Origin of the sequence: Glaciecola sp. 2405UD65-10 (assembly GCF_048820975.1) — a bacterium.
In the GTDB taxonomy this organism is placed as follows: Bacteria; Pseudomonadota; Gammaproteobacteria; order Enterobacterales; family Alteromonadaceae; genus Glaciecola.
On record NZ_JBMEUF010000001.1, the window covers coordinates 1,333,762 to 1,359,147 of the forward strand.

A 25,386-nucleotide genomic window follows, 5' to 3' on the forward strand; every position below is an offset into this window, starting at 1 on the left:
CGTCTTAATTAAAGGCCTCCTCTCATTAATTCATCAAATCAAAAATCAAGCAGCCATATTGTGAGCTGGCTATTCGCCCATCTTCTACCTTATAAAAAGCAAGTTATTATAGCCATGTCAGCGTTATTGATAAGCTCATTAGCTTGGCTACTGTTAGGCCAAGGCATAAAGTACGTAATTGACCAAGGCTTTGTTGCGCAAAATAAAAACGCTCTCACTTATTCGCTTGGGGTGGTTTTAGGGGTGGTAATAATAGGTGCTATATCAACCTACTTTCGTTTTTATTGGATGGTATGGTTAGGAGAAAGAGTGTGTGCTGATATTCGCAAATCCTTGTTTGCGCATTTAGTGACATTAAGCCCTAATTTTTTTGAAAATACGCGCACAGGAGAAATTATTTCTCGCTTCACTAGTGACACAACTCTTCTGCAATCGGTTGTAGGTACGGGCGTATCCATGGCTCTGCGCTCATTAGTTATGTTTGTGGGCGCCCTTATTTTGATGGCTATTACTTCACTTAAACTAACTCTACTGGTATTTATAGCGGTACCTTTAATGCTAATTCCTATTCGCATACTAGGCGCAAAGGTTAGAACCCACAGCAAACTTAGCCAAGATAAAGTCGCCAAAGTAGGTTCAATGGTCGATGAAAGTTTGCATGAGATCCACACACTTCAAGCCTACAATCACCAACACATTAGCAGCAAGCTATTTACGCAAAAAGTAGAGGCAGTAATGCAACAAGCGAAGCGTCGTATTCATTTTCGCGCTTTGTTAATTGCCATTGTAATGGTGATTAGTTTGTCGGCTATATTTGTGGTGAGTTATATAGGCGCAATGATGGTAATAAACAATACTATTACCGTTGGGGAGCTTACCGCCTTTGTATTTTATGCCGTATTAGCAGGTGGGGCGATTGCCACTATAAGTGAAGTAATTGGTGAACTGCAAAAAGCGGCCGGCGCATCAGAGCGTATAGTTGAACTAATGCAGACCCAAGCTGATATTGTTGATGACGGTAAAATTGAGCTGCAAGCTCCAAATAAGAGCGAATTTGCATTGCAGCTTAAGAATATTCATTTTAGCTACCCCAGCGCCCCTAAACGCAAGGTAATTAATGGCCTTAGTTTTGATGTAAAAGAAGGCCAGCGTGTTGCAATTGTAGGTCACAGCGGTGCCGGTAAATCTACCTTGTTCGAACTTTGTCAGCGATTTCAAGAAATAAATAGTGGAAGCATTGAGGTGCTCGGACACAAAAGTACGGATATTTCTCTTGATAATTTACGCGCTCAATTTGCCTTAGTGCCGCAAGACGCGGTGATATTTGCAGGTACGGTAAGTGAAAACATTGCATTCTCCAACCCCAGTGCTAGCGATAGTGACATAAGAAGCGCAGCCAAAATGGCCTTTGCCGATGAGTTTATTCAACAGTTGGAGCATGGCTATGAAAGTGAGCTTGGAGAACGAGGCGTTAAACTAAGCGGCGGGCAGAAACAACGAATAGCCATTGCTAGAGCCATAGTTGCTAAGCGACCTATTTTACTGCTTGATGAGGCAACCAGTGCCCTTGATGCGCAATCTGAGCAATTTGTGAAAAAGGCGCTTGAGCAGCTCATGCTTGAGAAAACCACGCTTATTATTGCACATAGATTATCAACCGTGGTTAATGCCGATAGTATTATTGTGTTAGAGCAAGGCAAAATAATTGCTCAGGGCAATCATGCTGATTTATACAAAAGCAGCCCTACCTATAAAGAATTTGTTGATTTACAGTTGGTTGAATAAATACGTCAAGAAGTATGTAACATTTAGACACACTTTACTTTGTGCAAGTAGTTGGTATCTATAAACAGCGTAGTATTATAGAGAACATAATACATGTAGCACCTAACGAATAAAAACTTACACGGAATTCTTTATGAAAACGATAATAAAAACAGCCTTAGCAAGCGCGGTATTTGTTGCTTTAAGCCAAATGCCTTTTAATAGCTTAGCATTCGAAGAAAAAGACGAAGAAGAAAAAGAAGAGCCGACCTTGGCGGAAAGCCTTAAAGAAAAAGCAGCGTTTGAAGGTTTTCTTGATATATATCGTGACAAAGAAGATGGCTCAGGTTTAATCATATTAGAAGCAGATGATTTAAACACTCCCATAATCTATTCAGCAAGTACCGCTGATGGCGTAGTAGCGGCAGGCACGTTTAGAGGCGATTACCGCGAAACTAAACTACTGGAATTTAGACGCCACTACAATAGAATTGACGTAGTTCAAAAAGTAAATAGTTTTTATTTTGACCCCGAAAATCCGATATCAAAAGCATCCCATGCGAATACCAGTGATTCTGTATTAGCGTCAGTAGAAATAGCACAGGAAGAAGACGGTAAAATTGCGATTTCACTACAAGAACTGCTAAAGAATGAGTCTTTACATCGCGTGAGCCCTATGCCTCCGAGTAACCCTAAAGACAGTGATAGAGCTTTTAGTTTGGGTGGTTTGTCAGATGATAAATCTCGTATAAGCAAAATTAGCAACTTTCCAGAAAATACTCATGTAGTCGTTGATTATGTATTTGAAAACTCAACACCAAAAGTGTTTGGCGGCTCTGAAATAGCTGACCAACGCTACACAACAATTAGCTTACAGCATGCCTTTGTTAAAGCGCCCGACAATGATTATACCCCTCGCCGTGATGACCCTCGCATTGGATACTTTACCAATCAAGTTGATGATCTTACCAGCGCTAGCGTAGTAAATTACAAAGATGTGATACGACGCTGGGACCTGCAAAAGAAAAATCCTGACGCTGATATCTCTGATCCTGTAAAGCCCATTACATGGTGGATTGAAAATACAACCCCACTTGAATGGCGTGAAACTATTACCAACGCGGCTTTAAGCTGGAACAGTTCATTCGAAAAGGCCGGTATAAGCAACGCAATTGAATTGAAAGTACAGCCTGATGATGCAACTTGGTCAGCCGATGACACTCGCTACAACGTGCTTCGCTGGACATCTTCACCGAATCCTCCATTTGGTGGTTACGGCCCTGCTGTCGCCCATCCTATTACTGGCGAAATTATTGCAGCTGATATCATGTTAGAATACAGCTTTATGCAAGGACGTTGGTTAGCTGAGCAAGTATTTACTGACGGCAACCAAGCACACAGTAACCAGCTTCTTTCAAAAAAACATGAAGGCGGAGATAAGTTAGTATGTTCTTTAGGTCATGCCATGTCGATGAACCTACAATTTGCAAAAGTTGCCGGTAAATTGAGTGAGCTTGATGACATAGAAAACAATACGTTTTTGCGCCAAAACATGCATTATTTGATTATTCATGAAATTGGACACACCTTAGGGCTTAATCACAATATGATGGCTACGCAGTTACATGGCCATCGCGAAGTGCATGATGCAAGCAAAACTAAGGGTATATTGGCCGGTTCAATCATGGACTACCCTGCGGTTAATTTTGCCCCTGTTGGAATGGAACAAGGTGACTACTTTTCAGAAAAACCTGGCCCTTATGATGACTGGGCTATTGAATATGGTTATTCACAAGCACTGGCTGATGCCGACAAAGAAGAAGACCGCTTAAACAGTATTTTAAATCGCTCCACTGAGCCTGAGTTAGCATTTGGTAACGATGCTGACGATATGCGATCTCCTGGCCGTCATGTTGACCCTCGCATCAATATTTTTGATATGTCGAGCGATGCAGTATCTTATGCCCAAGACCGTTTTAAATTAATTAAATCAGTATCTACAGATTTAAAAGACAAGACCCTAAAAGAAGGTCAATCACATCAAGAGCTTTTGTCTGGATTTAATATCTTATTTAGGGAAATGTTTAGTCAATCGCAAGTGGTCAGTAGATATGTGGGCGGTGTTTACCTAAACCGCGCTATGGTGGGTCAAGATGGTTATACACAACCTCTTACACCCGTTCCTGCCGATTACCAGCGCAAGGCTATGTCTACGCTCAATACCTTCTTTTTTGCCGCTGATGCAGTAGAGCATTTAGAACCATTGTACGCATTCTTACAACGCCAACGCCGAGGATTTAGTGGTTGGGGACAAGATGAATCGCCGAAAATTCACGACCGGCTGCTAGGCGCGCAAAAACGTGTGCTTGATCATTTGCTTCACCCTAATGTAACCATGCGAATTACAGATACCGCATTATTTGGCAACGAATACCCTTTAAACGTAATGATGAAAGAACTGAGTAATGGTATTTTTGAATCTGACATCAAAAAAGATGTCAATTCGTATCGTCAAAACTTACAAGTGGAATATGTAGAACGTTTAATAGCGGCCTCTGGTTTAGAGAGCAATAGTGGCTACGATACTATAACTCAAGCAACCGCTACATATGAATTAAAGCGTATTCAAGATATGGCTGATAATTCAAGAGGTAACAGCGCCAGTAAGATACACAAGCAGTATATTGTTGACCGTATTAATAGAGCGTTCCATAAGAGCCAAGCGTAACTGAGTAAGGGCTGCATTGCAGCCCTTTTTAATTTATAAATTGTTTATGGCTGCCGATATAAAACTATTCGTTTTTAATCAAGTCACGGCCTTAAATTTATGTTCACGTTCACACAAATGCACATTGAAGCTGCTCGCAATTCCACTGACGACTTCAATTTATTCCATGATAAGCTTCGATGGGACATGATTCCCAATAATCCGTTTGGTGGACCAATTGCACTAGGCTTTCAGCTTGGCTGCTTTATAGAAACACAAGTTGATGCAAGCCGTTTGAACACGCCTAATTGTGCACCTGAAGAAGCTAATTTATATCCTTTTAGTGGCTTTGAATTTACCTTTGCGGGTGTGGTGAAACCTGGTGACAGTATTGCTTTACGCTTAAAGCCAGGGCGCAGCAAACAAATCGGGAATGAACAAACGTATTCAAATCGTTTAATGCTTATGTCTGACAACAAGCCTGTTATTTTAGGATATAAGCGAGAATATTCCCACATGCCTAAATTCTCCCCATTTGCGTTTCCAAGCCGAGACGACGTGCTCAACATAAACGACCGAAGTTTTGTACAAGAAAGCCGTTTTTTCGTAAAGCATAAATATATGATTGTAGGGAATGCAAAGAACTTTTTAACCAGCGCTTTTGCAGAGCAATCACATTATATAGATGAGTTTGAAGACAAAGTAAATTTCCCTCAGATGTATCCTTTAGGCCTATTGTCTTCAGCATTATTAGAACGAGCAAGAGCAGCAAATTATGACTTAAAAAATAACCCTATGATTTATGTGAGTCATAAATTAGCCATTGATAAGGCGCAAGTCGATGAGCTCAGAAGTAACCATAAAATAATTATTGTGGTGAGCGAACATATAGATAAGCCTGATTGTGAAAAACAGCAAAAAACACAATATTGTGTAGCCTATTGTGAAAGCGAAAAGCCTTTATTTACTGCAGCTGTAGAACTTATGCCGCTAAGTGAATTATTAAAGAGCTAGCTTACTTATTCGCTTCGCTCAAGTTATTGTCTTCATCTTTTGGCGTGAATATATGCTTTCCTAATACGCTTTCTGCTAAGCCGCGCAAGCTTTTTGCGCTTAAATGATAAACCAGAAGATGCAGCGGCATTTTAATGCAATGTCCACGAAGCGTAGCTAAAAGATGCTTCAGTGGCGTAAGTGACCCCGGTAAAAGTTCGTGTTGAGGCTTTAGAATGTCTTTAAAGAGGTATTGGTCAAAAGCTATTCGCAACGCACTTTTGTGCAAGCAACTATCAATTAGGCTTTGTGAAATATTGCTACCCATAATACGCTTTAAGTTATCGAAAGCTAAACCTACTTCATAGCGTAAGCCCAACTGTTTTGCCACTGCGACTATGTCTTGAATAAAAACATCTTGCTCATTATCGCTTTTCTCAGTAAGCATCAAATATAAATCGAGCAAATCTCTGAAAGCCGTAAGGTATTCTTCATTTCTAAATAAATGCACCGCTGAATGTACAAATTGCGCTGCCTCAGATAACACCTGAACGCCATCATCAGTAGTAACAACATGAGCGGCTAGTGCCTCAACGGTGGGGGCATCTTTTGACACTATCGGCAGGATATTATGGTGCACATCAATAACCGTGCCGCGGCCAGTATGAATTAATGGAGGAATTTCGTGGGTCCACTTTCGATAATACTTGTCATCATAATTAGTAATTTCTTGACCTAACCAACCTGCTATCACAAGTGCTTGCTCGCAGTCTTGTAATTGAGCTTTGGTTACCAGAATATCAATATCACTATACAAACGTCCCTTTCCTACTAAGCGACCACTCAAGCTATAAGCGGCACCTTTCAGAAACACAACATAATCTGAATATCGCGCTAAGGTTTTTGTAATTTCTTGGCTTTCAATACCCACTTGATAAACTTGGCGTTCTGACTTTTTAATAGCATTGCGCAAATGTCGCTGCGCTTTCTCGTGCAAACTATGCATCGCGCCATGCTCTAGGGCTAAATAAGCAAATCGCGCTAATATATTTTGTTGGCGTAAAACGATTATAATTGTAGATTGTTCGCTAGGCGAATAGGATGACATTAAAACGGGCTGCTTAAAAAGAGATATAATGGTGTCTACATTAACTTGCATCAATTATATCCTCCCGTAAAAAAGCTTCGACCTCATTTACATCATTATAATGAATTTCAAAATGCTTACTGCGCTCTATTAACTTAGTTACCGTTTCAAAACTGCCCGCCCCTCTAGCAGTAAAATTAAACGCGTTTTCTGCCAATTTCATAAAGGTTTCAGTCATGCTCAATTGATATATATCAAGTTGCGTATTAGGCGTGTATTGAGGGTAAACGATGCCAACAATTTCAGCAGACTGCGTAGCCATATCAATTGCGCCCTTAGGTGGCGCTAGATGAATGACATCACCTTTGTGAGTATCTTTAGCAATTGTGGAAAATACAGCTTCAGGGAACCAACTTTTTGCCAAGTCTATAGATGCATTTTTTAAACATATTGGTCTGACAAATGGTAATACTCGGCCGGTTTCAGGCACAATAATTGCCAGTTCATCTGATAACAACTGCCAGCCCGAATTAGCTAAATGTGCCGTTAATGTACTTTTCCCTGAACCAGGCGGTGCTGGTAGCATAATAGCCTTACCATCTTTCGCTAATACGCCAGCGTGCACAATCACATATTCTAATTCGTTAGCCGCTATAACCCAGTTCATTCCCCATTCCATGAGGGCGTAACCTTGGCTAGCTTTTAAGGGCTTAAATGGTTCACGGTTGTCACACAAGAAGCGTGCTTGAGGCTTGTAGTAACGGCGTATCCCATTGGTATGGCAAATTGAAATTCGGTAATCAACATAATCGTTTTCGCTTAAATCACTTGAGAATGATTGGCCATAGATTAACTTTGCGTTGTTTATCACCACGTCTATATTGGTGCTTATTTCAAACGTAAAAGGTTCAACGCGTAAACGGAAACTTTGCATTAATTCTCAGTAGTATTTAAGTAAATAAAGCCTTGAAAACATAGCTGCTCAAGCGCCTGTTGTTGTTCGTCCTCAATATGTGTTGGCTGCGCCATCCACTCATTTAAGGTAGATAACGGAACGGCAATTGAAGATAACACAGTGGTGCGGGGATCGTAAAATGCTAGGCCCGATTGATCAGAAAAGGGATGCATTTGCATCCCTTCAACAAATTTGTACTGATTTTTATTACTTAGCACGTTTGGCAGCTACCCTGCTTACATCATAGATGTTAATTGCGCAGAGTAAGTACTTAAGGCGTTGTCTACCGATATTTGATACACGCGCTGGCCAAAAGAATGTAAATCTTTAAAATGCGCAGTAGGGCCAACTACTGGATAATTGATACCATAACGACTGTCATTGTGATACTTCGCATTTAACCATAAAGACAGCATGTTTAAGTTTATTGAACTAGGGCCGTGGTACTTGTAATTACCGTTTGTTTTCTTTGTGGTAAGCACTTCAAGCACCGTTAAACTACCGCTATAAACTCTAGATTTATCAGCTCTCTTCCATGGTGCACCACCGAAAATGCTATCAAATGTTAAATGTAATACATGGCTATCAAGACCTTCCGCTAAAGCAACCCATTGTGCACTCGACTTAGTTACAACTACCGCATTACCGCCAAAGCCTGAGGGGCCGCCTGACGCTTGAATACTATTTGTAAACTCTGTTGCCCAAAGGGGTTTTGCCGGAATACTAGCAACTAAGGTACCCGCAGACGCTTTCACTAAAAATTTACGTCGATTACTTAACGACGACTTCGCTTCCGTATTTTGATGCATATCCTGATTTTGACTCATGTCTACTACTACCTTTCTGAACCGTTTTAAGCGTTATGTTTGTTGATTGTATTGCAGCGTAACTAACCTTACCCGCAAAATTTCGCGAGTTATACACTCAAAATAGAAATCAACAACACCTTTTGCAAGCCTTATGCAAAAAGCAAACCAATTTTCATCTTTATGATTTTGTTGAACTTTTACTTAGGCAAATTTAAATATGTAAAAAGATCCGACACATTATAACTCAAGGTCATTATCACTGGCTAACTTTTTAAGATATTTAATAGGGATGGCATAACTAATCCCGCTTGGATTAGACAAAGCCGCTTCTTTACCCGCAGATACGAACACCTTATTAAGTACTCCAATCACTTCACCCGAATCACGTTTAAATATAGGGCTACCACTGTTACCAGGAAAAGCGGTTATATCTAACTGATAGATTAAAAAAGGCTCTTTTAATCGTTTAAACATTTGGATTGTGAGTTCATCCGCATTTCTAGCTGGGTTTGCATCAGGTGCAACTGCGGCCACTATTCCCGAATGAATTGCAGGATACAGCCCCAGTACTAAACCTATGGGAAAGCCTATCATGTGTATGTCGTTACCTGCGGCAATGAGCTCGGAAGAAGCCAAGGGTAAAGCCGGCAACGTTCCCTCGATAGATAAAAGGGCTAAATCATGCAGCGGATCGATACCAATTAAGGTTAATTTATGCACCTTAGGTAGCATTCCCTCCCCTGACAATGCTACGTAATGTTGCACATTCTCCGTTGACAACTCTTGATTTACCACATGGTAATTGGTTGCAATGAGATTACCGTTTCCTACAACAAAACCGGTACCTCGTAGCACAGGAGTATTTGATTCTAAAGGCGTATAAAGGCCTATACCCACAATTGATGGCTTTTGCTGCGCCATTTGTTCGACTAAAGATTTGCTTGATTGCGCAAAGCACAGATTTGCGGAAAATACCAACAAAGCAAAACTTAAAAATGAAATGATTCCTTTCGACAATTGCATAATAAAGCCCTTTACGTCATTCTAAATTTAATTATGAGTAGTGGTTCAATGCTATGATTTTTACTCATAATTTGCAAACTTATAGACCTTTGTTTAAGTGATTAAAAATTGAGTTAATTTTTCAACATAACAATATAAATATCATTAAACTAGGCTAAGGTTTTGAGTTATTGTGCTTTTTGACACATACTTAGTAAAATGCCGGATTTTTTTATGCCCACTAAATGGATATCATTAAGCGCCTTCGATGAATAACAAGCCTCTTCATACCTACTATTTATCCGCTAACAGCCGCGAGCATGCAAAAAATGAAATGCTAAAAGATATGTGGTGTTATGTGTTTGATCAGGCTTCACCAAACTTTTTTCTTTCATGGCAGTGGATATCCGCTTGGCTAAATAGTATTGACCAAAGCCTAGACTTCATTTATACCAGCCCAATAAATATTAGTGAGCCGTTAAATTTAGCCAATATCTCACCTGAAGATATTTACGGTTGTGCCTTTGTACATAAAAATTCTCAATTAGATCTTAAGCATTTTGTGTTTCAACAGCCCGTCTATTTAAACCGAACGGGTATTTTGGCTGATGACCAAATGTGGATAGAATATAACGATTTTTTAGTGACAAAACTGCATGCTCAACAGGCACAAGACGCCCTTTCTAATCATATACTCAGCCGAACAAATACGAGCTTAATAATGGGCATTTCGCAAACTAAGCTTGTTACTGATTTGTGCAAGCGTAACGAATGGCAATATATGGCTGTTTCTGAGTCACATGCGTTTCAAAAATCACTCACAGTTGAACATCACGATTTAGAGAAGCTCATTGCTGGCTTTTCAAAAAACACCAAGTCACAATTACGCAGAAGTATTAAGCTGCTCAAACAAAGTGACGATATTGAAATGCATCTAGCACAAACGTCTGCGCAAGCAATTGATTGGTTTCACGAAGCTGGCGAGTTTCATAAAGCCCTTTGGCAAAGCACCGCTCAAGGGAGTGGATTTGATAATAAGTGCTTTGTTGATTTTCATGAGCACTTAATTAAACAGTGTTTTGAAAATAATGAGGTACTCATCGCTAAATTTACCGTGGCGGAAAAACCGGTAGGCTTCATTTACGGCTTTGTATTTAACAATACTTTTTATTTTTATCTTTCAGCGCTAGCTAAGTCTTCTAATGCAAAAATTAAACTCGGGCTTGTGGCTCATTTATATTTAATGCAAGCTTTAGCGGCAAAACAGATTCATACCTACGACTTTATGGGAGGAAGCGCCCGTTATAAAGAAAGCTTGTCAGACGCTAGCACTGCAATGGGCTTTTATCGAATCACCAACAATAAAACGCTATTTTCAATTGATAGCGCTTTGCGCAAAGTAAAACAAAAGATGCGCAAGCAATGACGAGTACTATCGCTTCTAGCGCACGTAGAGTTGAGCTCATCACGGGAATGGTAAGTGTTATTATTCCACTGTATAACAATGAGCAATACGTAAAAGATGCCGTAAACAGTGTTCTTCAACAAAGCTACCAACATTTTGAAGTGATTATAGTAGATGACGGTAGCACCGATGGCTCTCTAGAGCAGCTTTCTGATATTGTTGATTTAGTCACTATTATTAAACAAGAAAATCAAGGCTCTGCTGTTGCGCGCAATATGGGATTAGCTGCAGCTAAAGGCGAATTTATTGCTTTCTTAGACGCTGATGATTTATGGACTCCTTACAAACTTGCCCTGCAAGTTGAGTTTTTAAATGCTCATCCTGATTATCAAATGGTGTGCGGTGTAGATGAGCGCATTAGTATGGAATTTAGATTTACTCAAATTGAAGCAAAGCACCCGTGTGCCCCAGAATTACTTGAAAAATTAAGCGGCAAGCAATTTGAAAACTTACTCTTTTCCTGCCCTTATCATATAAATAATCTCATGCTTCGAAAAACAGCACTTAGTAACATATCTTTTTGTCCGGACTTGCGCCGCGGCCAAGATCTCGATTTTTGGTTTCAATTGTGTAGTAAATATGAAGTTGCCTATTTGAATGTATTACTAAGCTACTATCGTGAGAATTTATCAAGTATTTCATATAAGTGGCAAAGCGTTAACGTAAAGCTACATATTTTAAAAACGGCCATTGAACGTGTTGATTCAACTAATGATGTATCAAAAGCAAATATCCATAAGGCTTTTGCCCACGCGTGTAGCGAATATGCCTATAGCGCTCGCCTACATAAGAAACCCTTTATCGCAATAAAAAGCTATTTACATGCAATATGGTACGCCCCTTTTAATATTGCATATACAAAAGGTATAACAGCATGCTGTTTAGAAGCCTTTAAACTTAAAGCTTACCCTAGAATAAACAAGCATGTTCAGTAAAGCGCAAGTAATTCAAGCCATTCGCTGGGCGCTATTAGGACGGCTATTAGCGCAAGTTATTACGTGGTCTGTTTCCCTCATTGTGCTTCGCTATGTTAGCCCAGAATCCTACGGGAGTTATATCGTTGTGCAACTTATGATTAGCTTTTGCATGATGGTAAACGTTTTTGGCTTTGACAAACTTATTATTCAAACAAAAAATTTAAGCAAAAGCCAAGCTAAAAACATACTTTTTATTATGGCCTGTTTAAGCATACTTTTTGTGGCGCTTATTAACTTAACCAGCCCAATTATTTCAGAATTTTACAACTACGATGGCCTTCAAGATAAAATATTTTATTTATCTTTTGCGTTACTACTCACGCCTTGGCTGAGCTTGGCTGAAGCGTATTTAGATAAAGAGTTACGTTTTAAAGAAAAAGCCAAATGCAATTTAGCAGTAGCGCTCGCTTGTTCAGTCATTACTATTATTTTAATACTAAATGAGTTTGGTATTTGGGCCCTAGTCGCAAGCTTTTTAGTACAGCGTGTTAGCTTATGTATTTGCTATTGTGTTATTGCCCAAACGCCGCTTTTACCGTCTGTGAATTTTTCTAACTTCTCTAAACTTGGGTTCACAAGCGGCTTATTTCTGCTTGGTGATGTGCTTTGGTTTTTAACCCAATCAGTAGATGGCCTACTAGGCGCTAGTTGGTACTCAATGCAAGTGTATGGTTTTTATGCTTTAGCGATACATTTATCAAGTCTAATTCTTAATAAAATGATGCCAATATTCAATCAAACTATGATGGCATTCATTGCTAAAATTCAAGATCAAAAAGATAAGGTCCTTATGAGTTTGCGAAAGGTTTTAGGTTTATCATTATATGTTAGCATTCCAATATTCTGGGGCTTGGCAACGGTTGCAGAACCTTTAGTACTCGCTGTGTTTGGCCCGAAATGGCAACAAAGCGCTATTATTATTAGTGTATTGTGCGCCATTATCCCATTAAAAATTAATAATAGTATTGTTTCTATGACGTTGTTAGGTATGGGGGAGGCAAAATTGCTTATGCTCATTCGCCTTCTTGTGCTTATAAGTTTAAGCGCAGCATTATTTGGTTTCAAACAGTTTTCTGAGCTAGGCCTTGTCTATGCAGTAGCCGTGTCTATCTTTATTCATGCTTTAGTTAATATTATTGTTGTATATAAAATATTTGGGCAATTTATTGGCTTTTCGTTTAAGCCTATTTTATTTGGTGTGCTCATGGTTTCATCCTGCTTATTGCTTAGCTCATTTTTGAACAGCTTAACTCTGCCCCTCATCATTAATTTAATCATCGAAATTACGATAGGTGTATTGTGCTATGTTATTCTAATGTATGCGCTTGCGTCTGACGTCACAACAGAAATTAAGACCTGGTTTAAGGGCGAGACCTCCTTAAAATTAACATAGTTTGTGGTCTTAACATTTGCTAAAGCGGGTTGACTTCAATACACTGAATTTCGCAGGATTGTTTTTTCGAAGGGTAGTGATGCTAAAGTTGTACCGAGCAAACAGCAAAACCATACTGTACCTAATTGGCGTTGTTGGAATTATAGGTATCGTGGCCTTTAGTGCTCTATACTTTTTTTCCGCCACCTTTAATCAACATAAGGTAATTAGCCAACTAGCGGAAAAACTAGGTTTGCAACCTTCTCTTCAATTAGAAGAAAGCCTCATTAGCAGACGCAAAACTCGCTATCAGCATTTAGCGATTAATCACCCCTTCCCCCGTGTATTGAACAATGAATATATTGCATATAATGAACCACACAAATTTTATAGAGAACTTGAGGCGCTTCTCAATAATGGCCAAAAAGGTCTTACGCTGGAATGTGAAAACGCTAATTTGCGGGCAAGCTTGGCTTGCTTTTTGTATTATGGTGATACAGACAAGTCGCAGTTAAACAAACTTATCAATGCATTTATAAATTTCGATTTTGAACAAAGCGAACTCGGCGATGATACTGTTTCAGCTAGTTGGCAGTATGCTTATCTTTACGATATTGCTCGCGCCGTAGCAAACTTCAACACAAATATTATTGAGCAAATTGATACCAAGATTGCACAACAGTTGGAAAAGTACCTTAATCTATTAGAGCAAAATAAAGCTCGTTTGTGGGGCAGTAAATCATCAATTGCAGCTAATGCATTTTTATTGGCTAGCGTACTTGAATTTGATAAATCAGAAAACAAAATTTTATTTTCTCGCGCGTATTGGCAGTTTCTCGACGTGTTAGACGCGCTAGAAACCTCACCAATTTGGCCCCAAGGGTATTCAGTATGGCTTATTCATAGCGGTGTAGAAACCAGCTTGGCTATGAGCGCTCTTATGAATCACCCAGAGTCGGAGTTACGCCAACGTACGTACAACATTTTAAATGAATTAGGTTTAGCCCATATTCACCTTACCCGCCCTGATGGCTATATTCCCCACAAGCAAGACATTGATTCTCTCAGTGGTATTACTATAAAAAACATACAGGTAATCGACATAATCGCGAAAGCAACCAATAACGATGAAATACTAAAATATTCAGTATGGCTCAAAGCAAAATATAACGAGCAATTTAATGCGCTTCAAATTAAAACGAGTGCTCGATATGCCTTTGACAACTTCTTTGTTTCCCAACAACTATTTAGTGAACCTTATGTCAGTATACAAGCAGCAGATTTGTCATTTTTAGACGCATCCCTAGCTCCATCAAAAATATTTGGCAGTAACGGCATACACGATGCGTTTTTTCGTACTAATTGGTCAACAAATGCAAGCTATATGCACATAGTGGCTAATCCTTTATTTACGCCGTTACAGCAACATGGAGCGGGTCATTTCACCTTATTCAAACAAGTACCGTTAATCACTTCGTTTGCTTCAAATTCAGATGAAGGGTCGAATAATAAGGCATCATTTATTAAACGCACTTTGTCTAAAAATAGTATTTTAGTAAAACCTTCGGTGAAACAAACAAAGCTGAACGAAAACGCAAATGTGGATGGCGGGCAAAGAACAATTACTCCGACTAAGGGTAACATTAGCCGGTTCAAAGACTGGTACAGAAATGTTATTAATCACGGGGAGTTCTATACTGGCTCTCTAACTGAAGCAAGTGTTAATAGTGCACATCAAATTGTAAACGTAGATATAGGCCCAGCCTACGATAATAATCACGAAGCTTTGCGGCGTTTTATATATTTGCCAAAAGAAGATACGTTTATTATTAATGACCTTATTAAAACCAAAAGTAACGATTATGAAGTGAAGTCGATATTTCATATGCTAAAAAGACCCATTATAGAAGGTTCACAAAGAATCATAGCAGGAACACTTCTTGATGGAATATCACAGAGCATGAGCCAAGAATTTAGAGTGCAGGTAAATGATGTAAACTTGTACGCTGATGTTGTGCTTCCCTTGAACGCTAAATTAACGATAGTAGGCGGTGATAGCTATCAATATTATGTGGACGAGAAAAGCGCCCTTGATAAAAAAGATATGACGCTTCAGGCTGAGAGCTTAAGAAACAAACCTCCTTCTATGTGGCGTATAGAGCTGAGCGAAGAGTTTAGTTCTAGCATTCATAGGTCATTGCTGGTACTACAAGCTAGGCTGAGTAAAACGCCTAAAAGCAAAGTTAATTATTATATCAATGAGGATTCTTTGAGCATCTTTACCGTGGGAGAAACACTTATCTTGTATGGCAATATCCCTGCACAACATGATTTCTTTGCAATGCATAAAATTTCCCAAATACTCATTTTATCAAGTTCAAACAAGCTTAAATATACCATCAGTTCAGTTGATGATTGCAATAGCTTTACTCAAGCGCAAAGCACAGCATTTTCAGCTTTATTTAATGTGCAAGTCCTTGGAAAAGTATCAGTACACGTTAGCGACGTAAATAAAGCAGAAAACCGTTGCTGGAATTAAACTTTTGCTATCTATTCAACATTAGAAATAATGTATCGGCGCTTACCTGACTTCTCGGGCGCAATGTTATCAACTTGCGTAATCGTAATACCCACATCTTCTAGGCGATCTGTAAAATCACTTATGATTTTCCTTTTAGCCGCCTCATCTAGTTTAAGTTTAGCCACAACAAAAACTTCTACTTGTTTATTTGCACTTTGTACTACTTTGTACTGAGTAATATTGGCATTTAAGCGGATAATATAATTAGCAACGTTTGGGTGTACCTTTCTATTATCAGCGCCAATTAAAAAGTCGTTCAAACGCCCTTCTAAGTGCTTAATAACGGGCAAATTGCGCCCGCAAGCACACTTCTCATGTGAAATTGATGCCACGTCACCCATTTTATAGCGTATAAATGGAAAACCAAAGCTCTGTAGGTGGGTAACAACCACTTCACCTGATTCGCCTTCACTAACAGTATTTCCTGCCTCATCGACTATTTCAACAATAATGTCATCTGCATTAATATGGAAATTACCCTCAGGGCATTCTCGAGCGATAAATCCACCATCTCTTCCGCCATATTCATTTACTACAGGAGCTGAAAAAACACGTTCAATCACATTGCGCTGATCTTCAAATAACATTTCCGAAGTCACAAATATAGCTTTAAGGTGAGGTACATCTAAACGTATGTTATGAGTTTGACAATAATTCGCAATATTGTAGATGGCTGAAGGATAAGCAAAGATCATTTCCGGTTGATAATTTTGAATATCTACAAGTTTCGCTTTTAAGTCGGTGTCATTCATATTGAAGGCAGATATGAGTTTTGATCTAAACAAATTATCTCTTAATAGCTTAATGCGGTCTTGGCTATTGAGCTCATGAGGAGCCCCCCAAACCACCAACTCTTTACTCCCCACATCTACGCCAAACCATCGGTTTGCGCGCATTCGAGCCGCTATGTCATGTGAGGTTCGTTCGTTACTTGTATAAAAAACAAGAGGCTCACCCGATGAACCACCGGTTCTGTTAACGCTCAACTCATTTAAGGGACGTGTGGCGATCTGTTCAGTATGCTCGCGAATAATCGCCTTATCTAAAAATGGTAAACGGGCGATATCTTTAGCGCTTTTGATATCATTCACAGTTAAGCCAAGTGAGTTGAATACATTTTGGTAATACGCACTTTCTTTCACCGCATGGCTTAAAAACTCATTTAATCGCTTTTGCTGGCGCGCTTCAAAGTTCGCGGTGTTTAGCCATTGGCTTTGCTCAAGTTCATGAAGAACATAGTGAGTATTGTGCCCTTTTACTTTTTCTTGTAAAGGAAACAATATGCGCCTTACAATTTGCTTCTTCATACCATCAAGCATAATTTTCATCGCCCTTTTTATGCAATTACGTTGGCGTAAACGCTTTTGTAATTAGCGACACTGTTTGCCCAATTGCGCTCATCTGCCACGTATTTCAAACCGTTATCAATAATAAATTGTTTTTCTTGTGTGCCCGCACTTAAAATTTCAATAACTTTGTTTTTAAGGGACTCTGGAGAATCTGCTGCAAATAAATACCCGCTGTGTTTATCTTTAATCAACTCTTTGTGACCACCAACATCCGAGGCTATAACAACTTTGCCTTGCGCCATTGCTTCGAGTGGTTTTAAAGGAGTGACTAAGTCGGTTAGGCGCATGTTTTTACGCGGATAAACTAAATAATCGACGAGTGAATAGTAATTCTTAACGTCACTATGTGGAACACGGCCGGTAAAGGTCACTTTGTCACCTAAATTTAATCGCTCAACAGAAGCCTTTAACTTATCGTCTTCAGGGCCCCCACCAACCAGTAAAAGATGAATGTCAGGATGTGAATGCTGCAACAAAGAAAGCGCATCTATTAGGACATCTAGGCCCTCATAAGCATAGAACGAACCTAAGAAGCCCAAAACAGTTTTACCAGCTAATCCAAGCTCGTTTAACAATGGCTCATTTTTATGGGATATTAAGGAAAACTGGGATATATTTACAGCGTTTGGAATCACTGTAATTTTACTTTCTGCAATTCCTCTTGACAGCAAGTCTTGTCGTAAACCTTCGCATATTGTGAAAACTGCATCAGCATCTTTTATGACTTTGTTTTCCATGCCTCGGGTTAATTTATACCGCAAATCTCCCTCTTTACAAGTACCATGATCTACCGCGGCATCTTCCCAAAAAGCTCTTATTTCATACACAAAAGGAATATTGTGAGCTTTCGCTACGCGCTTTGCTGCAATACCATTTAATGCGGGAGAATGTGCGTGAATCACATCAGGTTTTTCTAGCTTAACCACGCGCTCTATGTTTTTTTCTAATTGCTGAATAATTTTATATTCTCTTAACCCAGGGAGATTAGCGCCAAAGCCACTCACTTCTTCACTGCGATAGAATACTAAACCGTCGACTTCATCAATATCGCTTGCCGTTTTTCCTTGCTTTGGGCTAGTAGCATGACACGTATCCCAGCCTAGCTCACGTTGATGATTTAAAATGGAACGCGTTCTAAACGTATATCCGCTATGAAGTGGGATTGAATGATCAAGTACATGTAATATTTTCAACGGAGAAACCCTTATTTAGCATCATAAATTGATTGATAAGCGAGCAACATATTTGTATCAGAACAATTATTTTGCACGTACGTGTGAGCCTTACTTCCCATATCTAAGCGCTCACTTTCTTTCGAATAAAACCAAAGCAAGGCTTCGACTAATTTTTCTTTATTTTCAGATGGGACTACTTTACCGCCTTTGCTCGCTTCTAAAACACCACTAATATTACCTACATTGGTACTTAGTATGGGTAAACCAGTTGCCATGGCTTCTAGTATCGTCATGGGCATGCCTTCTGATATAGAGGTAAGCGTAAACACATCTATTAACGCAAGCTCATCACTCACTTGGTTCGAATTACCAACAAATACAACTTGATTAGTTACATTTAATTGTGCCACTAATGCAACAAGCACAGACATTTGCGGGCCATCACCCACTATACGCAAAAAGCATTTATTAGCTTGCTGCTGGGGCAAACGCAATAAGAAATCGGCAAACGCTTCAATCAGTAAACCTTGGTTTTTTTCAGGCGAAAGTCGCGCCACGGTGCCAAACGTAAAAGTATCAGTATTTGCCCTAGTGTGCAGTTTATAGACCTTAGTGTTAATGCCGTTAAGCACTACACTTACCTTACTGTTAGACTGCCCAATCACATCTACTAGCCATTTCTTCAATTGGTTTGATACCACAATAATATGATTCGCAAAGGGTAAAAATGTCTTTCGTAACCAGGTTATCTTATTTGACCTTAAAGCAGCCTGCGTTTGAGGAGTGCCATGTTCACTATGAACTCGCTTTTTTACACCAGCAAAAAATGCAATAGGTAGGAACTCTGCGCCAGCCAAATTGTAAGTATGCACGACATCTGGTTTTAACTGGCGAAGCAACTTAAAACCAGCCCATAAGACTTTTGCGCTGCCACCTGCTTGCTTTTCTAAATTAATAAACTGAGTCGACGTGTCAAAGCGCTCAATAAAGTCGTCTGATGTGCTTATTGCAATGACCACATGTTTGTATTGCGGCAAACCGTTAACAGTTTGCAACAACACCTGCTCTAGACCACCTGCACTTATTTTGTAAGTAATGTGAACAATGGTTTTTTTCGCCAACACGATTACGTATTCCCTTGTTTTGTGCCTAAAGACTTAATGTTAGCCGCTTTGTATGACTGTAAATGTGAACTACATTTTTCTAAATTGACAAATGTAGTGGGTTTTCCTCTAAAACTAATTGCATAAAGCCATTCTCGTAATTTGTTTTTCCATAATGGCTGATAGTAACTATTATCGATTACCGTTTCGTTAAAGCTCCTGCGATGCAGAATTACTTCCTTGTTTTTAGGAATACATTGAATATTAATGGAAATTTTGGGTAAGTCTAGTACTACAGGTTTATCACTAGGTAAGGAATTAGATACCTTTGGTATTTCTTTATTTTCTTGCAACAAAGATGCGAGCATCACCAATGAGCGTACCCCCCAAAAACTACTAGCAGGACCATTGTAATTATCTAGCACACTTTCATCATCATGGAATAAGCCTTGATTGGGCCTACCTTTGCTTACTCCGGCCTCCTTTACGAAATAACGCCAAAGGTGGAAATTAGCGTTTAACGCGATTTCTTTTTGAATCCCCTCGTTGCGCATGGCACAGGCCAGCAAAGGACTTGCAACGGCGAAACGATAGCAAATACTTCGTCCATACGCGGTGAAACCATTCTGCGTAATTAAATACTGATACCAACTTGTGAACTCCTGAAGTTGCTTCGGATAATCCCAAGTCACTGCTGATGGGTGTATTTTGTGGATCCAAAATAACGCATAGTGAAAGCACCATGCGTTATAAAAGTCTAGATTACCACTTGGACCATCTGAATAAGCACCATTAGAAATGTAAAACGAATGTATTCGTTGTAAATGAGCACCTGACTGAAAGCTATGTGTAGCATCCAAGTTTGTAATAACTGAATCAATAAGTGCAATGAATAAGTGCCAATTATTATCTGTCACTTGCTTGTTCAGAAAACTCTTAAGCCAATCAGTGATTTGTACTTGCTCTAATTTTGAATATTCATTAAAAACAAAACTTCGCGACAGCCAAAGACTTAGCGCTATGTCTGCAGCTTCACATATAATTTGTTCATTATCTAGCGCATCCCCCCAATAGCCTGAATGAGAGGAATTTGTCCCATTTAAAAATGCACCCTTAAGATGCATCGTCATCTGGGCGGCTACCTTAGATGAAGCTCCTCGACTTTGCTCATAACTTGCATAAGCAGCCCATAGGGGTAATGTTCGGCTCACGCCTTCTAAGCCATCAACCGCACGCCCGTGCATGGAGGCAAAACCGGGATAATAAGCGCGAGTTTTATGCGGGTCTAAATAGTATTTGTGCGCCCGCCAAAAATAATCAACTAAAATGTGAAGTTGCGCTTGGGATGAATAGCACTCGCTAATGTCTTCAATAAGCTTATCATCCCACTCACGTATTGCGGGATTTGAATGCCACCAGCGTATAATACGTTGCCACTGTAAGTTAAGAATCTTGTTTAGCACGCTAAAACACACCTATTGATTAATGTCGATTGAATATTCAACAACATCTAACGCCTTAGTGCACAGTGGGTATAGCCGCTACCGCCTGCTTAGCATCATCTGCTATTACAGCCACAAAATAACCTCTTCCGGCTCGGCCTGCTAACTTACTCTTAACTTGATTAATTTTAGTTTTAAGCGGGTTAACTGTTCGCATACCATCTACTTCGTACCAATAAATCAAATTAAGCTTTTGACCGCTTACATCCACTATTGCAACATTTGAAACTTGGTCTTGGCCTAATGATTCATCAGTTTTCGACATGCGAGAAAAACGCTCAATATTAAAGGCCCTATTTAAGCCGCTAACGAGCTCTGCTTCATCGTTGTCAAAGTGGTATTTTGCAATATACACTTCATGGCCATTTAACTTACCTGACCAATTTTCGTGTGCATTAACCATAAGGGGTTCCCAAATAACATCGTACTTTTTAGCACTTGGATCTAGTTCTCTAATTTCACTGGCAAGGGCTTGGCCGTTATCAACGTTGTATTCTGAAAATATAAAGATAGAACTGTATAGCTGAATACCTATAACCGCTATAAACATAGTTGCAAATGATAATACATTGGGTGTTTGAATACTCGCCTGAGGTATTCCATCTTGCTTTTTAGCAATGGTGACTTTTTCTTTAAATAATTCGCCAAACAAAAAGAGTAATATAAGAACAAAGGCGAAAAATACCCAGCCGTAAATAAGATGATCGGCGCCTGTGGCATGTTCCATATCAGACATATAGCCAATAACCACAATCCCGTAGGCCCGCATCCCATTTGCTACAATAGGGACAATAAAGGACAGCAGAATAAAGGCGAAAAACTTCCAGCGAGTATTGAAATTTAGGTAGCCATACATGGTGCCTAAAGCAACCGCTGCAATTAGAAAGCTAATTCCCGAGCATGCTTCAGCAACTAAAAACGTTCCATTAGGGATATATAAATATAAGCCTTCGCGATAAATTGGGATACCGCTAATTTTAAGTAGTTCCACCGACATATAAGCGGTTACGTCTTGTAACAAAGGCACAAGTTGTTCGCCAAACGGTACGGTGAATACTAAAAAAATAAACGGAAATTTAAAGCGCAGTATAAATTCAGTTCCCAGCACCATCCACACAATGAGCACTATGCTAGCGTAGGCACTAGCATGCCCTATAAGATTAACACCAAGAAGTTGCCCGCCTAAATACACTAATTGAACAAACAGCAAAGGGGCCGCAACCCAAAGCGCTGGCTTTAATTGAGTTTGAGGTAATTCGTAACGCCTTTCGTAAAGTAAATAAAGAGAAATGGGGACAATAATAAAACAATGAGTAAATGTATCAGATGAATTCCATACGCCAACCATTGACACTAAAGCCGGCCAGTACACTACCAACCAACTCGCTAATAAAGTAGCCAAGCAGCCCAAAATAATCTTTCGATTATGCATTACTTGATTATTCATTGAATCATCCCTTTTAATTTTTGCAGTTCCGTATCCCAATCAAAATTGTCTTTTACAAACTGTCTATTGCTTGCAATCTCAGCCGGTAAACTAGCCAGTAATTTGTTTATTGTAACAACAGTCTCATTACTCGTTTCACAAATGTGATACCCCTGCATACTTGAAACGCAAATCCCTTCGCCAGCCAATTTAGTGAGCACTATTTCTTTGCCCATAGCCATACCCTCGAGTACCTTATTTTGTATGCCCCTGGCTATTTGCAATGGCGCTATAACCACATTTGCTTGCAATATATAAGGGCGAACATCTTCAACACGGCCTGTTACGCTAATATTTTGCTGTTTGCTTAGTTGGCTAATTTCATCAGTAGGATTAGATCCTACAACCACAAATTGAGCATTAGGATAAGATGTTGATACTTGTGGCCAAACATGCTTTACAAACCACATAACTGCCGCTACGTTTGGCCAATAGTCCATTGCGCCTGTAAATACGATAGCCTGCTGCCCTAATTCTGACACTGTTGATATTTTAGCTTCGGGATTAAAGTAATCTGCATCAACCCCATTGTTTATAGCTTGGGCTGGCTTCAAATGGGTATCAAGTTTTCGCTTTTGCATTAATTCATTAAAAAAATCAGCTTCCTGCGATGATACAAATACGCTATTGTCGGCAGCTTCGAATACTTGCGCTTCAAAATTTTCTAAGCACCTTGCTTCTCGATTATAAAACCAACGGCCTAAACCTTGTTTATTGAGCGCATATTGACGCCATTTGTCTGAATCCACATCTACAAAATCCATCACAAAGCGTGTGAAGGAATTTTCAGATTTCGGCATCACATACTGCGCCATGGCTGATGAATAAACGAAAACACGTTCAATTTTATGTTCGCTTATGGCTCGGCTTATCCACCCTTGAAGGGAAGACGAATGATAATATGGCAAAGTAATCGCGTTGCCATTCAAGAAGCCGCTCAAGCCTTTAATTTTTGATAATAGCGGAGATTTTTCCTCGATTGTAAAATCAACACAGAACTGTTTAAGTTGATCTATATAGGCGCGATCATTTTTGTCATCAATAAAGCCCGCCAAGTAAATAGAGTAATGCTCTGACAAAAACTTAAGCATATTATAAGAGCGTATTTTATCGCCTTTATTAGGGGGAATAGGTAATCGATGACACAAAAACAATAATGGCGGCTTCATATTAACCCAAATACTTCGAAACGAAGGGCCCAACAATCTGTGATACTTTTAACGGAAGTTTCTTCCAAATATTAATGACTTTTTCGTATTTGGGATTATTAGGGTTTAAATTAGGTAAAGAGGATGCTTTAACTAAATGATAATAATGATAAATAGGTTTGGCTTCTATTCCCCAAGTTTGCTTGTATTTAAACGCACCAGAATCATTTTTGCTACGACCAAAATCAAACTCATTACAGCCTTTTTCTTGTGCATGGCACATAAGTTTGTAATACATATGATCGTTTGATTTAGTAAATCTTGCTTCAAACAAGCCCCCTCCATAATAAGGCATCACTATACCTTTATAATAGAAGCTCATCACACTTGATAAAGTTTTACCCTCATGGGCCACACTAGTAATATCTATATGATTAGGAAATACTTCGACTAATTTTTTAAAAAGTGCTTTAGGGAACACGGGCGTTCCTAAGTTTCTCACACTCGTGGAATAAATATGATACAAAGTATCAATGTCTTGATTTATTTCTGTAGTGAGCTCATTCTTTAGAGAATGGCGGACAACGGCTCTTTGCTTTTTCTTAATAGATAACAAAATGTCATCGGCATTGTCAGCTAATGGCATTTTAAAAACGCTATGTACTGACTTTTCAGCGAATTTACTGCTATCAATATCGCTTATTTGTTGTTCATATCTTAACTCTAAATAATCAACATTGAGTTTGTGCGCAAGTTCACAAGCTTCTTGCTCTAGGCGCTTACGAATGTCAGCATTAATAGCGATTGCGCCTCCGTACATACAATACGGCGTTGAGCACAATACCTTTCCAAAAATAATGCTTTGTGTAAGCGCCAAGGGTAAAACACCTTGAACGTTGTTTGAAGCGTCAAGAGCCATCAAATAGTATGGCTTATGGCCTGATGATTCACGCAACACGGTTTGCCACTCAAACAAATGGCAAAATGTCCCTTGTGGGTGTGTATCTACAAATGCATTCCAACTGTTTTTATCGTTTGCTGTAACTACACGAATCATTGCTTAGCACCTAGTACATCAGAGTATGCTTCATACATACTTGTCCATTCATAATCTTGCATAAGTTTAACGAGTTTTTTCTCCATAACGTTTAGGTTAACGTAATGGCGTATTTTTGATTTGAAAGGTGCACCTTCTACTCTTGGCTGATCTGCGTCTATTTCCCAAGGATGGAAATAAAAATTGTAGGGGGCATCATTTTCACGTAAATAGGCGTCAATGCGACGCTTAGAAAGCCAGTAAGGGAATAAGCGAAAATATCCGCCGCCGCCAATACCTTTATTCTTATCACCTTTCTGCAAAGTAGGAACAGGAATTTCTATAATTCCCTCGTCACGTTTGTGGGCGTAGCGAGGCCAGTCTGGGACGCCGTACAAATCATGCTCAATGGGATAAGTACTAGAACTATACAAAAAATCAAGCTCTTGTAATATATCAAATACCCATTCATTTGATTTATCAATTGAAAAGCTAGGCGCTCGATAACCTAACACTTTCTTTCCTGATATCTGCTCAAGAATGTCTTTACTGTTTTTTATATCTTGTTTGACTTCTTCGTAATCCATTGCCGTATTACGACGGTGATTTGAGCCATGGCTGGCTAATTCATGCCCCTCATCAACAATACGTTTAATGACATCAGGACAATGCTTTGCGACCCAACCCAATGTGAAAAAAGTTGCTTTAACATTATTCTCGTTGAATAAATCAATGAGCCTATGCGTATTATTACCCACCCTTGGAGACAGTCCATCCCAGTCTTCGGGCTTAATAACAGACTCAAAAGCAGAAACATGGAAGTAGTCTTCTACGTCAACGGTCATGGCGTGTTTTCGTTTGATCACAGACATATT

20 protein-coding genes are annotated in these 25,386 nt (G+C 39.4%); 7 read left to right on the forward strand and 13 right to left on the reverse strand.

The window, feature by feature from the left end; genetic code table 11:
• Positions 1–114 precede the first annotated feature (114 nt).
• The 3 genes from ACOI22_RS06130 (at position 115) to ACOI22_RS06140 (ending at position 5,485) form a co-directional block, all read left to right on the forward strand.
• Entirely contained in the window at positions 115–1,785 is a 1,671-nt protein-coding gene (locus tag ACOI22_RS06130) for an ABC transporter transmembrane domain-containing protein (RefSeq protein ID WP_420671127.1), read from the forward strand.
• A 133-nt stretch (positions 1,786–1,918) separates the two neighbouring features.
• A complete protein-coding gene (locus tag ACOI22_RS06135) occupies positions 1,919–4,492 on the forward strand; it encodes a zinc-dependent metalloprotease (RefSeq protein ID WP_420671128.1) in 2,574 nt (857 codons plus the stop codon).
• A 99-nt stretch (positions 4,493–4,591) separates the two neighbouring features.
• Entirely contained in the window at positions 4,592–5,485 is an 894-nt protein-coding gene (locus tag ACOI22_RS06140) for a hypothetical protein (protein ID WP_420671129.1), read from the forward strand.
• Between the two features lies 1 nt (position 5,486).
• On the opposite strand, the gene ACOI22_RS06145 is transcribed toward ACOI22_RS06140, so the two are convergent.
• The 5 genes from ACOI22_RS06145 to ACOI22_RS06165 form a co-directional block, all read right to left on the reverse strand.
• On the reverse strand, positions 5,487–6,623 hold the full coding sequence (locus ACOI22_RS06145; protein ID WP_420671130.1) for a nucleotidyltransferase family protein: 1,137 nt from the start codon (positions 6,621–6,623) through the stop codon (positions 5,487–5,489).
• On the reverse strand, positions 6,613–7,485 hold the full coding sequence (locus ACOI22_RS06150) for an HprK-related kinase A (RefSeq protein ID WP_420671131.1): 873 nt from the start codon (positions 7,483–7,485) through the stop codon (positions 6,613–6,615). The genes ACOI22_RS06145 and ACOI22_RS06150 overlap by 11 nt, the downstream gene beginning before the upstream one ends.
• Positions 7,485–7,724, reverse strand: coding sequence for a hypothetical protein (locus ACOI22_RS06155; protein WP_420671132.1), 240 nt, complete (start codon positions 7,722–7,724; stop codon positions 7,485–7,487). Before ACOI22_RS06155 ends, ACOI22_RS06150 begins: the two co-directional genes overlap by 1 nt.
• Positions 7,725–7,742: 18 nt before the next feature.
• The gene (locus ACOI22_RS06160; RefSeq protein WP_420671133.1) at positions 7,743–8,333 is read right to left on the reverse strand and encodes a hypothetical protein; all 591 of its coding nucleotides are present in this window, start codon (positions 8,331–8,333) and stop codon (positions 7,743–7,745) included.
• A gap of 219 nt (positions 8,334–8,552) precedes the next feature.
• A complete protein-coding gene (locus tag ACOI22_RS06165) occupies positions 8,553–9,338 on the reverse strand; it encodes a S1 family peptidase (RefSeq protein WP_420671134.1) in 786 nt (261 codons plus the stop codon).
• Positions 9,339–9,585: 247 nt separating this feature from the next.
• Between ACOI22_RS06165 and ACOI22_RS06170 the strand changes: the two genes are divergently transcribed.
• The 4 genes from ACOI22_RS06170 (at position 9,586) to ACOI22_RS06185 (ending at position 15,670) form a co-directional block, all read left to right on the forward strand.
• Positions 9,586–10,743 carry a GNAT family N-acetyltransferase gene (locus ACOI22_RS06170; RefSeq protein ID WP_420671135.1) on the forward strand — a complete coding sequence of 386 codons (1,158 nt, stop codon included), beginning with the start codon at positions 9,586–9,588 and terminating at the stop codon, positions 10,741–10,743.
• Positions 10,740–11,717, forward strand: a complete 978-nt coding sequence (locus ACOI22_RS06175) for a glycosyltransferase family 2 protein (protein WP_420671136.1) — start codon at positions 10,740–10,742, stop codon at positions 11,715–11,717. Before ACOI22_RS06170 ends, ACOI22_RS06175 begins: the two co-directional genes overlap by 4 nt.
• Positions 11,707–13,152, forward strand: a complete 1,446-nt coding sequence (locus ACOI22_RS06180; protein WP_420671137.1) for an oligosaccharide flippase family protein — start codon at positions 11,707–11,709, stop codon at positions 13,150–13,152. The genes ACOI22_RS06175 and ACOI22_RS06180 overlap by 11 nt, the downstream gene beginning before the upstream one ends.
• Before the next feature lie 79 nt (positions 13,153–13,231).
• Complete coding sequence (locus ACOI22_RS06185; RefSeq protein ID WP_420671138.1) at positions 13,232–15,670, forward strand: hypothetical protein; 2,439 nt, start codon at positions 13,232–13,234, stop codon at positions 15,668–15,670.
• An 11-nt stretch (positions 15,671–15,681) separates the two neighbouring features.
• Here the strand turns inward: ACOI22_RS06185 and ACOI22_RS06190 are convergent, their stop codons facing one another.
• The 8 genes from ACOI22_RS06190 to ACOI22_RS06225 are packed head-to-tail and all read right to left on the reverse strand — an operon-like array spanning position 15,682 to position 25,383.
• Positions 15,682–17,031: a phenylacetate--CoA ligase family protein gene (locus ACOI22_RS06190; protein ID WP_420671139.1), complete on the reverse strand. Its 1,350-nt coding sequence runs from the start codon at positions 17,029–17,031 to the stop codon at positions 15,682–15,684.
• A gap of 17 nt (positions 17,032–17,048) precedes the next feature.
• A complete protein-coding gene (locus tag ACOI22_RS06195) occupies positions 17,049–18,254 on the reverse strand; it encodes a TIGR04063 family PEP-CTERM/XrtA system glycosyltransferase (protein ID WP_420671140.1) in 1,206 nt (401 codons plus the stop codon).
• 11 nt (positions 18,255–18,265) lie between these two features.
• Positions 18,266–19,360: a glycosyltransferase gene (locus ACOI22_RS06200; protein ID WP_420671141.1), complete on the reverse strand. Its 1,095-nt coding sequence runs from the start codon at positions 19,358–19,360 to the stop codon at positions 18,266–18,268.
• 2 nt (positions 19,361–19,362) lie between these two features.
• Complete coding sequence (locus ACOI22_RS06205) at positions 19,363–20,802, reverse strand: DUF2264 domain-containing protein (protein WP_420671143.1); 1,440 nt, start codon at positions 20,800–20,802, stop codon at positions 19,363–19,365.
• A 55-nt stretch (positions 20,803–20,857) separates the two neighbouring features.
• On the reverse strand, positions 20,858–22,288 hold the full coding sequence (gene xrtA, locus ACOI22_RS06210; protein ID WP_420671144.1) for an exosortase A: 1,431 nt from the start codon (positions 22,286–22,288) through the stop codon (positions 20,858–20,860).
• Entirely contained in the window at positions 22,285–23,496 is a 1,212-nt protein-coding gene (locus tag ACOI22_RS06215; protein ID WP_420671145.1) for a TIGR03087 family PEP-CTERM/XrtA system glycosyltransferase, read from the reverse strand. The genes xrtA and ACOI22_RS06215 overlap by 4 nt, the downstream gene beginning before the upstream one ends.
• Before the next feature lies 1 nt (position 23,497).
• Complete coding sequence (locus tag ACOI22_RS06220) at positions 23,498–24,532, reverse strand: FemAB family XrtA/PEP-CTERM system-associated protein (protein ID WP_420671146.1); 1,035 nt, start codon at positions 24,530–24,532, stop codon at positions 23,498–23,500.
• The gene (locus ACOI22_RS06225) at positions 24,529–25,383 is read right to left on the reverse strand and encodes an XrtA system polysaccharide deacetylase (RefSeq protein WP_420671147.1); all 855 of its coding nucleotides are present in this window, start codon (positions 25,381–25,383) and stop codon (positions 24,529–24,531) included. Before ACOI22_RS06225 ends, ACOI22_RS06220 begins: the two co-directional genes overlap by 4 nt.
• Positions 25,384–25,386 lie beyond the last annotated feature (3 nt).